The organism is Jiangella muralis (genome assembly GCF_001270745.1).
GTDB lineage: Bacteria > Actinomycetota > Actinomycetes > Jiangellales > Jiangellaceae > Jiangella > Jiangella muralis.
This window is the reverse complement of the sequence record NZ_LFXL01000026.1, coordinates 12,288-26,966: the sequence shown is the minus strand read 5'-3', so window position 1 is coordinate 26,966 and position 14,679 is coordinate 12,288. Positions and strand designations below refer to the sequence as shown.

At 74.2% G+C, this 14,679-nt stretch carries 11 protein-coding genes; 8 read left to right on the top strand and 3 right to left on the bottom strand.

Annotated elements, in window-relative coordinates:
* Positions 1-6: 6 nt before the first annotated feature.
* Positions 7-837, bottom strand: a complete 831-nt coding sequence (locus ACW62_RS21455; RefSeq protein ID WP_205629511.1) for an alpha/beta hydrolase — start codon at positions 835-837, stop codon at positions 7-9.
* A 91-nt stretch (positions 838-928) separates the two neighbouring features.
* On the opposite strand from ACW62_RS21455, the gene ACW62_RS36385 reads away from it, so the two are divergent.
* Positions 929-1,693 carry a winged helix-turn-helix domain-containing protein gene (locus ACW62_RS36385; protein ID WP_083460022.1) on the top strand — a complete coding sequence of 255 codons (765 nt, stop codon included), beginning with the start codon at positions 929-931 and terminating at the stop codon, positions 1,691-1,693.
* A 17-nt stretch (positions 1,694-1,710) separates the two neighbouring features.
* On the top strand, positions 1,711-2,625 hold the full coding sequence (gene mshD / locus ACW62_RS21445) for a mycothiol synthase (RefSeq protein WP_053206171.1): 915 nt from the start codon (positions 1,711-1,713) through the stop codon (positions 2,623-2,625).
* A 493-nt stretch (positions 2,626-3,118) separates the two neighbouring features.
* Here mshD and ACW62_RS21440 read toward each other — a convergent pair whose 3' ends face one another.
* Entirely contained in the window at positions 3,119-5,659 is a 2,541-nt protein-coding gene (locus tag ACW62_RS21440) for an ABC transporter permease (RefSeq protein ID WP_053206170.1), read from the bottom strand.
* Positions 5,653-6,384, bottom strand: a complete 732-nt coding sequence (locus tag ACW62_RS21435; RefSeq protein ID WP_053206343.1) for an ABC transporter ATP-binding protein — start codon at positions 6,382-6,384, stop codon at positions 5,653-5,655. Before ACW62_RS21435 ends, ACW62_RS21440 begins: the two co-directional genes overlap by 7 nt.
* A gap of 141 nt (positions 6,385-6,525) precedes the next feature.
* Here ACW62_RS21435 and ACW62_RS21430 point away from each other — a divergent pair, with 141 nt between their 5' ends.
* The 6 genes from ACW62_RS21430 to pstS all read left to right on the top strand — a co-directional run bounded on the left by ACW62_RS21430 (position 6,526) and on the right by pstS (position 14,668).
* Positions 6,526-7,785 carry a sensor histidine kinase gene (locus ACW62_RS21430; protein ID WP_053206169.1) on the top strand — a complete coding sequence of 420 codons (1,260 nt, stop codon included), beginning with the start codon at positions 6,526-6,528 and terminating at the stop codon, positions 7,783-7,785.
* On the top strand, positions 7,773-8,417 hold the full coding sequence (locus ACW62_RS21425; protein WP_053206168.1) for a response regulator: 645 nt from the start codon (positions 7,773-7,775) through the stop codon (positions 8,415-8,417). The genes ACW62_RS21430 and ACW62_RS21425 overlap by 13 nt, the downstream gene beginning before the upstream one ends.
* 46 nt (positions 8,418-8,463) lie before the next feature.
* The gene (locus tag ACW62_RS21420) at positions 8,464-10,536 is read left to right on the top strand and encodes an RNA degradosome polyphosphate kinase (RefSeq protein WP_083460021.1); all 2,073 of its coding nucleotides are present in this window, start codon (positions 8,464-8,466) and stop codon (positions 10,534-10,536) included.
* The gene (locus tag ACW62_RS34840) at positions 10,533-12,071 is read left to right on the top strand and encodes a CYTH and CHAD domain-containing protein (protein WP_053206166.1); all 1,539 of its coding nucleotides are present in this window, start codon (positions 10,533-10,535) and stop codon (positions 12,069-12,071) included. Before ACW62_RS21420 ends, ACW62_RS34840 begins: the two co-directional genes overlap by 4 nt.
* Complete coding sequence (locus tag ACW62_RS21410; RefSeq protein WP_053206165.1) at positions 12,068-12,970, top strand: NUDIX hydrolase; 903 nt, start codon at positions 12,068-12,070, stop codon at positions 12,968-12,970. The genes ACW62_RS34840 and ACW62_RS21410 overlap by 4 nt, the downstream gene beginning before the upstream one ends.
* Positions 12,971-13,525: 555 nt before the next feature.
* Positions 13,526-14,668 carry a phosphate ABC transporter substrate-binding protein PstS gene (gene pstS, locus ACW62_RS21405; protein ID WP_053206164.1) on the top strand — a complete coding sequence of 381 codons (1,143 nt, stop codon included), beginning with the start codon at positions 13,526-13,528 and terminating at the stop codon, positions 14,666-14,668.
* Positions 14,669-14,679: the final 11 nt, after the last annotated feature.

The following is a 14,679-nucleotide window of genomic DNA, read 5'->3' as shown; positions in this document are numbered from 1 at the left end:
AGGACATCATGCCCGCACCGGTTCGACCGCGACCGTGTGCTCGTCGAGCCAGGCGCCGATGCGCGTCACCAGCGACTCGGTGGCGCCGGCCTCGGCGTGGCCGAAGCCGCGCTCCAGCCAGAGCGAGCCGGACGGCGCGGCGGCGTGCACCTGCCACGCGTGGTGCACCGGGAAGTAGCCGTCCTCGTCGCCGTGCACCACCAGCAGCGGGACGTCCAGCTCGGCGGCCGCCGCGCGCGCGTCGATCGGGTCGGGCGTGGACCAGCCGGCCGGCGAGACCCGGGTGCGGCGCAGTAGCCGCAGCAGCACGCGGCCCGGCTTGGTGAGGATGAGCCGCAGCAGCGTCCGCATGGCGGCGGTGCCGCGGTAGTGCCACTCGCCGGGGACGCTGACGGCGGCGACGGCGCCGACGCCGCGGTGCAGCGCGCCATGGCGCACCGCGACCGCCGAGCCGAGCGAGAACCCGAGCGTCGCCACCCGCCGGTAACCGAGGGCGCGCGCCCAACTCACGGCGGCGTCCATGTCGAGCACCTCGCGCCAGCCCAGGGTCGAGTGCCCGCGCGACCGGCCGTGCCCGCGCAGGTCGAGCAGGACGACCGCGGAGTGCTCGCTGAGCCAGCCGGAGATGCGTTTCATCTGCGGGCTGCGCGAGCTCTGAGTGAAGCCGTGCGCGACGACGACGGCGAGGTCGCCGGCGACGCCGTCGCGGCGGGGAAAGTAGCGGGCGTGCAGCAGCGTGCCGTCGGCGGCCTGCAGGCGCTGCGAATGTCCAGAGCGTTGCGGGCGAGCGTCCGGCCGGGGTTCGGCGGCTGCCCCGGGAGTGTCGAGGTCCGGCATATCAGCTATTCTCTCTCACCAAGGGACCTGGGCGACGACGCCGGCAGGTCCCTTCTGCGTTCACCGGCCCCGGCCGACTGGAGGTCGCGACATGGCAACCATCGTCCTGCTGACCAACTCCCTGCAGTCGTCGGCCGAGGTGCTGCCCGCCCTCGGCTTCCTCCTGCACGACGTCCGGGTACTGCCAGCGGAGGCGTCCGCGCTGGTCGACGCGCCAACGGGTGACGTCGTCGCCGTCGACGCCCGCCGCGACCTCTCCCAGGCGCGCGGCCTCACCCGCCTCATCCGCACCACCGGGGTCGACGTCCCGCTGATGGCCATCGTCACCGAGGGCGGGCTGGCCGCCGTCACCGCCGAGTGGGGCATCGACGACGTCCTGCTCGATTCCGCCGGCCCGGCCGAGGTCGAAGCGCGGCTGCGGCTCGCCTTGGGCCGGCTGGCCGCCGCCGGCGACGACGCGCCGGACGAGATCCGCTCCGGCGATCTCGTCATCGACGAAGCCACCTACACCGCGAAGGTGGCGCGCCGCACGCTCGACCTCACCTACAAGGAGTTCGAGCTGCTCAAGTTCCTCGCCCAGCATCCGGGCCGGGTGTTCACCCGCGCCCAGCTCCTCCAGGAGGTGTGGGGCTACGACTACTTCGGCGGCACCCGCACGGTCGACGTCCACGTGCGGCGGCTGCGGGCGAAGCTCGGCGCCGACTACGAGTCGCTGATCGGCACCGTCCGCAACGTCGGCTACCGGTTCGTCCCGCCCCAGCAGGGCCGCTCCGGTCGCCCGTCGGCCGGCGTCCCGCTTCCCGACAACGACGTCGCCGCCGACCGCGGCAGCATGAGCATCACGCTGTCCGACTGACGGGTAGGGTCGCTGCCGTGGCGACGACGTTCACGGCGGCAGAGCTGGCCGAGGTCACGGCGCTGGCCGAACGCGCCCGCGCGGCCGACGGCGTGGCCCCCTTCTCCGACGACCTCTTCCCGGCCGCCCGCTCCGGCGCGACGATGGCGGCGTTGACATCGCCGGTTGGGGACGGGCCGGGCTCGGGCGAGCTGGCCGGCGCCGCGTATGCGGCGCGGCAGGGCGACCGGCTGGCCGCGGAGCTGGTGGTCGACCCGGCGCGGCGAGGGCTGGGGCTGGGCGGCGCACTGCTGGCCGACCTGCTCGGCGCCGTTCCCGGTGAGCTGTGGTTGTGGTCGCACGGTGATCATCCGGCGGCCGCGGCGCTGGCCCGGCGGCACGGGCTGGTGCGGGCCCGCGAGCTGCTGCAGTTGCGCCGCCGCATCGCGCCCGGCGAGCTGCCGGAGCCGGTGCTGCCCGACGGCGTGCGGCTGCGCCCGTTCGTCGTGGGCCAGGACGAGTCCGCGTGGCTGGACGTCAACAACGCCGCGTTCGACTGGCACCCGGAGCAGGGCGGCCAGACCCTCGACGACATCGCGGCGGCCGAGGCGTCGCCCGACTTCGACCCGGCCGGTTTCCTCCTCGCCGTCGACACCGACGACCGGGTGCTCGGCTTCCACTGGACGAAGGTGCACCCGCACGACCCGAACCCGGGCCGAGACGGCGTGGACGAACCGATCGGCGAGGTCTACGTCCTCGGCGTCGCGCCGTCGGCGCACGGCCGAGGGCTGGGCGGCGCGCTGACCATCGCCGGCCTGCGCCATCTGGCCGACGTCGCCGGAGTGCGCACCGTGACCCTGTACGTCGAGGGCGACAACACCGCCGCCGTGCGCCTGTACGAGCGCGAAGGCTTCACCCGCCACGCCATCGACGTGGCCTACCGCCGCGACTGAGCGGGACGGAACCCCGGCCCCACCTGCCCCGCGGCCTGTCCCTCCCCGTCCGGCGCGCGGTCGTGGTCGTGCAGGGCCGGATGCGGCGGCGTGGGGCCAGTGGTTGTGACGGCGTGGGGTGACCAGAGTGCCAACTGTTGGCGCTCAGGTCACCCACGCCTACACCACCACCCGGCCCCCATGACCCGGCCACCAGCCGTCACTCCCGCAGGCCGATGGCGTCGACCGGGCGAAGGCGCAGCGGGCGAAGGCTTCACCCGCCACGCCATCGACGTGGCCTACCGCCGCGACTGAGCGGGACGGAACCCCGGCCCCACCTGCCCCGCGGCCTGTCCCTCCCCGTCCGGCGCGCGGTCGTGGTCGTGCAGGGCCGGATGCGGCGGCGTGGGGCCAGTGGTTGTGACGGCGTGGGGTGACCAGAGTGCCAACTGTTGGCGCTCAGGTCACCCACGCCTACACCACCACCCGGCCCCCATGACCCGGCCACCAGCCGTCACTCCCGCAGGCCGATGGCGTCGACCGGGCGAAGGCGCAGCGCAGCGCGGGCCGGGACACCGACGGCGAGGAACCCGAGCAGGGCCGTCGTCAGGACGATGCCGCCGAAGCCGGCCGGCGAGATCGACGGCAGCGGCGACTCCGTGAGCCCGATGCTGATGCCGACCAGCGGGGGCAGCGCCACCAGGAGGCCGACCAGCACCGACACCGCGACGATGACCGCGGCCTCGACCCGCATCATGGCCAGCACGTGCCGCCGGGCCGCGCCGGCCAGCCGGAGCAGAGCGAACTCGCGGGTGCGCTCGGCCGTGGCCATGACCAGCGTGTTCACCACGGACACCGCCAGATAGGCGAGCAGCGCGAGGATCGCCACCAGGCTGGACGACGACTCGGCGGACCGATCGGACGAGCCGGCCGCGGAGAGGTCGGACCCGGTGCCGGCGGCCAGGCCGGGGTGCTCCGCCGCCACCCGCGCGACGGTGCCGGGGTCGCCGCCGCCGATCAGCACCCAGCTGTCCAGGCCGGTCGTCGTGTGCGCGGCCAGCTCGTCGTGCGGCAGCGTGACGTCGCCGAAGCCGAGGCCGCGGCCGTAGACCGCGACGACCGTCGGCTCGATGACGGTGCCGTCGCCGAGCACGATCTCGACGGTGTCGCCGACGGACGCGCCGAACGTGGCCGAGGCGTTGCGGCTCAACGCCACGGTGCCGTCGCGCAGGTCGCCGAGGTCACCGTCGCGGACCTCGAGGTCGAGGGTGCGGTCGAGGCCGGCGGGGTCGAGCCCCTGCGCGGCGAACGACTCCTGGGCCGGGTCGCCCAGCTCGGTGTAGCGGACGATGACCTGGCTGTGCACGACCGGCGTCACCGTGGCGTCGTCGCCCAGCTCGCGGCGCAGCTCGTCGGTCACCGCCCCGCCCACCCCGCCGTCGCTCCCGGTGACCACGTGGTCGGCCACGATGCCGTCGACGGTCTGCCGCCCGGCCGCCGCCGCCAAGGTGCTCTGGCTGAACAGCTGGACGGAGACGACCGCGACCGCCAGCACGATCGGCGTGACGGCCGCCGCCAGCCGGCGCGAGTTGGCCCGCATGTTCGCCGTGGCCAGGTACCCGTGCACCGGCCACAGCCGCCGCACCGGTGCGGCCAGCAGGCCGGCCGCCGCGCCCAGCACCCGCGGCCCGAGCAGCGCCACGCCGATGGCCAGCAGCAGCGCCCCACCCGCCGCCGCGGCCACGCCCACCATGCCGGGCACCAGCATCGGCACGCCGGACACCGCCAGCCCGAGCAGGACCAGCAGTGCCCCCGCGCCCACCCGCCCCCGCCCGAGGCGCGGCTCCTCGACCGCACTCTCGCCTAACGCCTCGACGGGGTTCAACCGCGCCGGTCGCCTGGCCGCCACCCACCCCGCCAGCCGCGCCGTGACCAGGCACAGCACGATCGCGCCGAGCCCCGGCAGCGGGCTCATCGCCAGCCGGAAGTCGGCCGGCAACAGCCCGGTGCCGGCGAACGCCCGCCCGAGCCCGACCGCCACCAGGTATCCGGGCAGCGCGCCGAGCACCGCGGCCGAGGTGGCCAGCAGCATGACCTCGGCGCCGACCAGCCGCCGGACCTGCCGCCGCGTCGCGCCGACCGCCCGCAGCAGCGCGAACTCGCGCCGTCGCTGCTGGATCGACAGCGCCAACGTGCCCGCCACGACGAACATCGCGATGAGTACCGTGGTGCCGGCCAGCGACATCGCCATGACCGTCAGTTCGCCGCGGGCCTGGCCGATGTCGAGGAACTCCACGTGGCCGCGGGCGTCGCCGGTGTGGGTGCGCACGCCGGGCACGGCGTCGGCGATGCGACCGGCCAGCTCGCCCGCGGCCACCCCGTCGTCGGCGACCACGACGACGGCGTCCCACCGCCCCGCCGCCCCGGCCAGCTCGCCGGCCCGGTCGTCGGTGAGGAACACCGCCGACTCCCGAGCGTCGGCGCCGGCCTCGCCGGGCCGGGACACCACGCCGCTCACCGTGTAGGTGGACGCGACCCCGCCGACGGCCAGCTCGACGCGGTCGCCGGCCGCGACGCCCAGGGACGACGCGAGGCCGGCCTCCAGCGCCACCTCGTCGTCGCGTTCCGGACCGTCGCCGTCGGCGGCCGTGAACGGCGTGAGCGCCGCCGCCGACCAGCCGTGCCCGACGACCGGCCGGGACAGCTCGGCCACGGCGCCGCCGGCCACCACGCTCACCGGGACGTTGACGTCGCCGGCCGCCTCGGCCACCCCGGGCACATCGGCGACGGCGGCGACCACGTCGGCCGGCAGCCGGACCCGCTCGGGCAGCGCGATGTCGGCGTCCTCGGCGACCGGGAGCGCCTGCACGCCGCTGACCACGACGTCTGCGCCGGCGTAGCGCTGCGGCGGCAGCCCGCCGCGAAGGCCGGACTCCACCAGCACGCCGAGCGACGTGACCAGCACCGACGCGAGCAGCACGGCGAGGAACGCGCCGATGAACCCGGCCTTGCGGCCCTTGATGGTCTTGCGGGCGATGTCTCGCACGGTCACCACGCCCCGAGCTTCGTCATGCGCTCGGCCACCAGCTCCGCCGTCGGCGCGTCCATGACGCCGGTGAGCCGGCCGTCGGCCAGGAACAGCACGCGGTCGGCGAACGACGCCGCGACCGGGTCGTGCGTGACCATGATGACGGTCTGGCCGCTGTCGTCGACGATGTGACGCAGCAGCTCGAGCACCTGCCGCCCGGTGCGGGTGTCGAGCGCGCCGGTGGGTTCGTCGGCGAAGACCGCGTCGGGCCGGCTGACCAGCGCCCGCGCGATGGCGACCCGCTGCTGCTGGCCGCCGGAGAGCTGCGCCGGGCGCCGCTGCAGGTGGTCGGCCAGCCCGACCGAGCCGGCCACCCCGGCGATCCAGCCCGCGTCGATGTCGCGCCCGGCCAGCCGCAGCGGCAACGACACGTTGTCCTCGACGGTCAGCGACGACAGCAGGTTGTAGGCCTGGAACACGAAACCGATGCGGTCGCGGCGGACCACCGTCAGCTCGTTGTCGGACAGCGCCGAGAGTTCGGTGTCGCCCAGCCGGACCGAGCCCGACGTCGGCCGGTCGAGCCCGGCCGCGCAGTGCAGGAACGTGCTCTTGCCGGATCCGGACGGGCCCATCACCGCGGTGAAGGTGCCGGTGGCGAGGTCGACGCCGACCTCACGCAGCGCCGTGACCTGGTGCTCGCCACTGCCGTAGATCTTGGTCACGGCGTCGAGCCGGACCGCCGGTGCCGTCATGGTGTGCACGTCGTTTCCTCCTTGTAGGGCCTGGTCACGACGTTATGGAACGGACGCGGCGGGAACGATCCGGCTGGCGCCCCGATCAATGGTGGTGCTGGGTATACCGTCTGGCGGCGCTCGCTCGGGCATGCTGAACACATGGACAGAGTGCGGTCGGCGTACCGGGCGACGCGGCGGGCGCTGCCGTTCCTGCTACGCGGCCTCGTCAGCGCGGCGGTGGCGCTCGTCCTGCTGATCCGGGTACTGCTGGTGGCCGCGTTCACGCTGATCGGCGTGGGCTGGCTGGCCATCCCGTCCACGGTGCGTGCGGTGCGCCGCTGGGCCGGCGACGAACGCCACCGGGTCGCGGCCTACACCGGCCGCCCGGTCCCGGCGCCGTACCCGCCGCCGGACGACACCGGGTCAGTCTCCACCCGCACCCTGGTCGCCGACCCGGCCACCTGGCGCGACGTCGCCTGGGTGCTGTTCCACGGCCTCACCGGACTGGTCGTCGGCGTGGGGGCGGTGCTGCTGCCGCTGAGCGTCGTCAACGCCGCCGTGGTGCCGATCTACTGGTCGGCGATGCCGGCGGACGACCCGGTGCAGTCGCCGTACCCGGTGACGTCCTGGGCCGGGGCGCTGGGCATGCTGCCGCTCGGCCTGGGTTGGCTGGTGCTGACGCTGGTGCTGGTGCCGCTGCTGGCCAGGTGGCAGGCCGGGGTGGCCGGCCAGCTGCTGCGGCCGACCAAGGACGCCCAGCTGTCCGAACGCGTCACCGAGCTGACGGCCACCCGCGCGGCCGCCCTCGAGGCGCACGGCGCCGAGCTGCGGCGCATCGAGCGCGACCTGCACGACGGCACCCAGAACCGCCTGATGGGCGTCATCATGAACCTCGGCATCGCCGAGCGAGCGCTGCGCCGCGACCCCACGTCCGCCCTGCCGATGCTGCTCCAGGCGCAGAACCAGGCCACCGACGCGCTGACCGAGCTGCGCGACGTCGTCCGCACCATCTACCCGCCGGTGCTGGCCGAGCGCGGCCTCGACGGCGCGCTGGCGGCGCTGGCCGCCCGCTGCGCGATACCGTGCACCCTGCGCGTCGACGGGCTGCGCCGACTGCCCGCCGCGGTCGAGGCGGCCGCGTACTTCGTCGTCGCCGAGGCGCTGACGAACGCCTCGAAGCACAGCGGCGCCGACCACGTCGGGGTGACGGTGACACTGCGGCCCCCGGCCGTCCGGGGCGACGAGGAGACGCTGGTGATCGAGGTCCGCGACGACGGCCACGGCGGCGCCGACGAGTCCGGCGGCAGCGGGCTGGCCGGCATCCGCCGCCGGGTCGCCGCCTTCGACGGCCAGACCTCGGTGACCAGCCCGCTCGGCGGCCCGACTGTGGTCGAGGCGGTGATCCCGTGCGCGTCGTGATCGCCGAGGACGACACCCTGCTCCGCGAGGGCCTGGTGCTGCTGCTGGCCAATGAGGGCATCGAGGTGGCCGCCGCCGTCGACAACGCCACCGACTTCCTCGCGGCGGTGAGCGCCGAACGGCCCGACGCCGCCGTCGTCGATGTGCGGCTGCCACCCGACTTCAAGGCCGAGGGCATCGCCGCGGCCGCCGCGGCCCGGCGCGAGCGGCCCGGGCTGCCCGTCCTCGTGCTGTCCGCGTACGTCGAGGACAGCTACGCCACCGAGTTGCTGGCCAACGGCGCCGACGGCGTCGGCTACCTGCTCAAGGAGCGGGTCGGCAAGGTCGAGCAGTTCCTCGACGCACTGAACCGGGTGGCCGGCGGCGGCACCGTCATGGACCCCGAAGTGGTCTCGCAGCTCATGGTCCGGCGCCGTGCCGACGACCCGATCCGCACGCTCACGCCGCGCGAGCGGGAGGTGCTGGCGCTGATGGCCGAGGGCCTGGCCAACCCCGACATCGCGGCGCGGCTGGTGGTCACCGAGCCCGCGGTCAGCAAGCACATCCGCAACATCTTCGCCAAGCTCGGCCTGGCACACGGCGACAGCGGGCACCGCCGCGTGCTGGCCGTCCTCGCCTACCTGAAGTCGTGATCACCGCAGCTACCCAGTGTTCACTCGCGCGTGTCAGCATGGGGACATGGCGGAGCCGACCAAGCCGGAAGAGCGTTATCTCGACCGCGAGTTGTCGTGGCTCGCCTTCAACCACCGGGTGCTCGAGCTGGCCGAGGACCCCGACGTGCCGCTGCTGGAGCGGGCCCGGTTCCTGGCCATCTTCTCGAGCAATCTCGACGAGTTCTACATGATCCGGGTGGCCGGCCTGAAGCGGCGCATGGCGGCCGGCGTCGCGTTCCCGTCGGTGAGCGGCATGATGCCGCGCGAGGTGCACGAGCGCACGCTCGAGCGCACCCGCGAGCTGATGGCCCGGCAGACCAAGTGCTTCCGCAGCGACGTGCTGCCGGCGCTGGTCAAAGAGGGCATCGACATCGCCCGGTGGGACGACCTCGACGACGCCGAGCACGTCCGGCTGCGGCGGCTGTTCAGCGAACGGATCTTCCCGGTGCTGACGCCGCTGGCGGTCGACCCCGCGCATCCGTTCCCGTACATCTCCGGACTGTCGCTGAACCTCGCCGTCGTCGTGCGCAACCCGCGCAACTCGACCGAGCACTTCGCCCGGGTCAAGGTGCCGCCGAACTTCCCGCGCTTCCTGCCGGTGGCCGAGCAGCGGTTCGTGCCACTCGAGGACGTCATCGCCGCGCACCTGGCGCAGCTGTTCCCGGGCATGGAGGTGCTGCAGCACCACATGTTCCGGGTCACTCGCAACGAGGACGTCGAGGTCGAGGAGGACGACGCCGAGAACCTGCTGACCGCGATGGAGCGCGAGCTCATGCGGCGGCGGTTCGGCCCGGCGGTCCGGCTCGAGGTCGAGGAGACCGTCGACCCGCACGTGCTCGACCTGTTGCAGCGCGAACTGGGCGTCAGCGACGGCGAGACGTTCTCGCTGCCCGGCCCGCTGGACCTCACCGGCCTCACCGCCATCGCCGATCTCGACCGCGCGGAACTGCGGTACCGGCCGTTCCTGCCGGCCACCCACCGCGACCTCCGCGACGTCGAGTCGGCGTCGCCGGCGGACATGTTCGCGGCCATCTCGAAGGCCGATGTGCTGGTGCACCACCCGTACGACTCGTTCTCCACCAGCGTGCAGCGCTTCGTCGAGCAGGCCGCGGCCGACCCCCGGGTGCTGGCGATCAAGCAGACGCTGTACCGCACGAGCGGCGACTCCCCCATCGTCGACGCGCTGATCGACGCCGCCGAGGCGGGCAAACAGGTGCTCGCCGTCGTCGAGATCAAGGCGCGCTTCGACGAGCAGGCCAACATCACCTGGGCGCGCAAGCTCGAGCAGGCCGGCGTCCACGTCGTCTACGGCCTGGTCGGGCTGAAGACGCACTGCAAGCTGTGCCTGGTGGTGCGCGACGAAGCCGGCGGCATCCAGCGCTACAGCCACATCGGCACCGGCAACTACCACCCGCGCACGGCCCGCATCTACGAGGACATGGGCCTGCTCACGGCCGACCCCGACGTCGCCGAAGACCTCAACCACCTGTTCAACACGCTGTCCGGCTACTCGCTGGAGTCCGACTACAAGCGGCTGCTGGTGGCGCCGCACTCGCTGCGCGGCGGCATCGTCGACCGCATCCAACGCGAGATCGAGCACCACCGCGCCGGGCTTCCGGCCGGCATCCGGTTCAAGATGAACAGCATCGTCGACGAGTCGATCATCGACGCGCTGTACGAGGCGTCCGAGGCGGGCGTGCCCGTCGACATCTGGGTGCGCGGCATCTGCAGCATCCGGGCCGGTGTGCCGGGGCTGTCCGAGAACGTGCGGGTGCGCAGCGTCCTCGGCCGGTTCCTCGAGCACTCGCGCGTCTACTCGTTCCAGAACGGCGGCGACGACGAGCACTGGATCGGTTCCGGCGACCTCATGCACCGCAACCTCGACCGCCGCGTCGAGGCGCTGGTGCGGCTGAGCCGGCCGGAGCACCGGCACGAGGTCGAGGGCCTGTTCGACCTCGCCTTCGACCCCCAGACGGCGTCCTGGCACCTGCGCCCCGACGGGACGTGGGACCGCGTGCACACCGGCCCCGACGGCGAACCGCTGTCCGACATGCAGCAGGTGCTCATCGAACGCAAACAGCGCCGGAGGTCCACGTGAGCCGTGCGGAGCAGACCGCCCGACCACACACCCAGTGTGAGGTCGAGCAGAAGTTCCGCGTGCACGGACTGTTCCGCATCCCCGACCTCGCCACGCTGCCCGGCGTGACCGGGGTCGACGACCTCGGCGTGGTCGAGCTGGAGTCGGCCTACTACGACACCGCCGACCTCCGGCTGGCCCGCGAAGCCATCACGCTGCGCCGGCGCAGCGGCGACGACGAGGGCTGGCACCTGAAGCTGCCGGCCGGCGGGGTCGGCGCCCGCGACGAGGTGCGGCTGCCGCTGGACGCCGGAGACGTCCCGCCGCCGGCGCTGGCCGCGCTGGTCCGGGTGATCACCCGGACGGAGCCGCTGCGGCTGGTCTCGACGCTGCGCACGACCCGGTCCCGGCAGCTGATCCGCGCCGGCGGCGTGGATGCCGGGGAGCTGGTCGACGACACCGTCCACGTGGTCGGCGCCGACGGCGCCGTTGCCGCCCGGTTCCGGGAACTGGAGTTGGAGGAGCGCCACGGCGGCCCGCTGATCGCGACCGTCGCGACGGCGCTGACGGAGGCCGGCGCGGTCGGCGGAGAGTTCGTCGCCAAGGTGGTCCGGGCGCTCGGCCCCAACGCCGCGGCGCCGCCGGAGGTGCCGGAGCTGCCGGTGCCGCGGCCGAAGGACCCGGCCCACGACGCCCTCGTCGCGTATCTGGCGCTGCACGTGCGGGCGCTGCGATCCGCCGACGTCGCGTTCCGCCGCGAGCCGGCCGACCCCGAGGCCGTCCACCAGCTGCGGGTGGCCGCGCGCCGGCTGCGCAGCGGACTGCGCACGTTCCGGCCGGTGCTGGACCGGCCGTGGGCCGAAGAGCTGCGCGCCGAGCTGGCCTGGTTCGCCCGCTCACTGGGCGAGCTGCGCGAGGGCGACGTGCTGCGGGAGCGGCTGGAGCGCCACTGCGCCGACCTCCCGCCGGACCTGCCGGCCACCGAGGTGAAGCAGCTGCTGGCCGAGGTGCTGGGCGGCTCGGTGGCCGATGCCCGCACCCGGGTCGGCGAACTGCTCGACGACGACCGCTACCTCGCCCTGCACGACCGCCTGGTCCGCGCCGTCGCCCAGCCGCTGACCCGCCCCGACGCCGAGCGTCCGGGCCGCGACGTCCTGCCACGACTGGTCGCGAAGGCGTGGGCGAAGCTCGACGGCGCCGCCGACGACCTCACCGACGCCTCGCCCGACGACGAGTGGCACGTCGCCCGGCTGGCGGCCAAGCGCGCTCGTTACGCCGCCGAGGCCGTCGCGCCCGTGCTCGGTTCCGACGCGAAGGCGTTCGCGAAGCAGCTCGAGAAGGTCACCGACATCCTGGGCGAGCACCAGGACGCCGCACTGGCCGCCGCCAGGGCCCGCGAGCTGGCCCACTCCGAGCAGGCCTCCGCCGACATCGCGTTCGCGCTCGGCGTGCTGGCCTCGAACGAGCGGGCGCACGTGCACGCGGCGCGCGCGGCGTTCGCGGACACCTGGCGGCAGGTGCGACGAGCGAAGTGGCGCCGATGGATACAGCCATGACGTCCAGGCGTGACCCGGTGCTCGCAGCCGGGGCGGTGCTCTGGCGCGCACAACCGGATTCGCCGGACGGCCGGGTCGAGCTGTGCCTGGTGCACCGCCCCCGATACGACGACTGGTCGCTGCCCAAGGGGAAGCTGGAGCCGGGCGAGTCGCTGCTGGCGTGCGCGGTCCGCGAGGTGTTCGAGGAGACCGGGCACCGGGTGACGCTGGGCCGGCCGCTGCCGCAGCAGCACTACCCCGTCGCCGGACGGCCGAAGACGGTGCACTACTGGCTGGCCGAGGCCGACCCGCACGCGGCGCCGCGGCTGCCCGACCACGAGGTCGACGAGGTGGTGTTCCTGCCGGCCGGCGAGGCGGTGCGGCGGCTGACCCACGAGCGCGACGCGGAACTCGTCCGGGCCGCACTGCGCGGTCCGCTGCGCACCACGGCGCTGGCGCTGCTGCGGCACGCCAAGGCGGTGCACCGGACGTCGTGGCCCGGTCCGGACGTCGAGCGGCCGCTGGCGCCGGAGGGCCTCGCCGACCTCGGGCCGCTGGGCGAGGCGCTCGCGACGCTCAGTCCGCGGCGCGTGCTGTCCAGTGACTCCGTCCGGTGCGCCGAGACGGTGCGCGCGTTCGCCCGCAAGCAGGGACTGGTCGTCGAGTTGGAGCCACACCTGTCCGAGGAGAGCCTGCGGGTGTCCGCCGACCGCCACCCGGCCGAGGAGATCATCCGGTCGCTGCTGCGCGACGGCCCGGCCGTCGTGTGCTCGCACCGCCCGGTGCTGCCGCTGCTCTTCGACGCCGCCGGCGCCGACCCGGACGGCGGACTGGAGCCGGGCGCCTTCGCCGTGCTGCACCACGAGCATGGTCACGTCGTGGCGGTGGAACGGCACGGCCCGCCCCGTACGGGTGGGTGACCCACCCGCCGGGCGGACGCGAGCCCGGTGGGGTCGGCGGACGGGCGCACGGTGGGGTTGGCGGACGGGAGCCGTGCGAGTCGCGCGGTGGTAGGTAGACCCCTCCCGGCCCGGGTGGGGCCCACCCTACGGGCGGGCACCGACAGACCGGCGCACGCGAAACCGGCCCACCGCCCGGCCGGCCCGCGTGCACGAGCCCAGCCCAGCCCAGCCCAGCCCGGCCGGCCCGCACGAGCCCAGCCCCGGCCCGCACGCGAAACCGGCCCACCGCCCCGGCCGGCCCGCCCGGGAAACCGGCCGCCCGCCCGAGCCCAACCCAGCCCCGGCCCGCCGCTGGTTATCGGCCTGTGACCGCTCTCAACAGCAGGTCGTGATCCGCTCGCAACCGGCCACGCGGCCCGTTCACGTGACAGCCATCACACGGTCAGCGATCCGTCGTCTGCTCTGCGCCAGGCGTTCATTCCCCGTTCACTCTCAGCGGGGAACGGCGTCACCTCCGAAATCTACGTTCTAGGCGATACGCAAGGACGAATAGGTCCAGGAAGGACACCAGACGTGAACCTCAGCATCGTGCGCCGCACGCTGGCACCCGTAGCCGTCGCCAGCGCGGCCGCTCTCGTGCTGGCAGCCTGCGGCTCGGACCCCGACACCGGCAACTCCTCGAACGAGTCGCCCGATGGCGACAACAGCGAGGGCTCCGACGGCGCAGGCGGCGGCGACCTCTCGGGCACGCTGAACGGCGCCGGGGCCAGTTCGCAGGAGTCCGCGGTCCAGGCGTGGATCGCCGGCTTCCAGGGCCAGAACCCCGACGTGACCGTCAACTACGCCCCCGAGGGCTCGGGCGCCGGCCGCGAGCAGTTCACCTCCGGCGCGGTCGCGTTCGCGGGCTCCGACGCCGCCCTCGACGAGGAGGAGCTGGCGGCCGCCGAGACCGCCTGTGGCGCTCCGGCCGTCGACCTGCCGCTGTTCATCGACCCGATCGCCGTTCCCTACAACCTGCCGGGTGTCGACAACCTGCAGCTGGGCCCGGTGACGCTGGCGAACATCTTCAACGGCACCATCACCACCTGGAACGACCCGGCCATCGTCGCGGACAACCCGGACGCCACGCTGCCGGACACCACCATCACGCCGGTGCACCGCTCGGACGAGTCGGGCACCACCGAGAACTTCGTCGAGTACCTCGCCGCGGCCGCGGCGGAGGCGTGGACGTACGAGGTCAGCGGCGAGTGGCCGGCCGACCTGCCGGGTGAGGCGGGCGCGCAGACCCCGGGCGTCATCGCCGCCGTCCAGGCCGCCGAGGGCACCATCGGCTACGCCAGCGCCGCCGCCGTCGGCGACCTGCAGACCGCCGCCATCGGCGTCGGCACGGAGTTCGTCGAGTACTCGGCCGAGGCCGCTGCCGCCGTCGTCGACGCCTCGCCGCGCGCTGAGGGCCGGGCCGAGAACGACATCGTGCTGGAGCTGGCCCGGGACACCACCGAGTCCGGCGCCTACCCGATCGTGCTGGTCTCGTACACCGTCGTCTGCACCTCGTACGCCGACCCGGCGGTCGGTGACCTGGTGAAGGGCTACGTCGGCTACGTCGCGAGCGACGAGGGTCAGCAGGCCGCCGCCGCGGCCGCGGGTTCGGCCCCGATCTCGCCGGAGCTGCAGGCCGAGGTGCAGGCCGTCGTCGAGTCGATCGAGGTCGGCTGAGTCCTATCCTG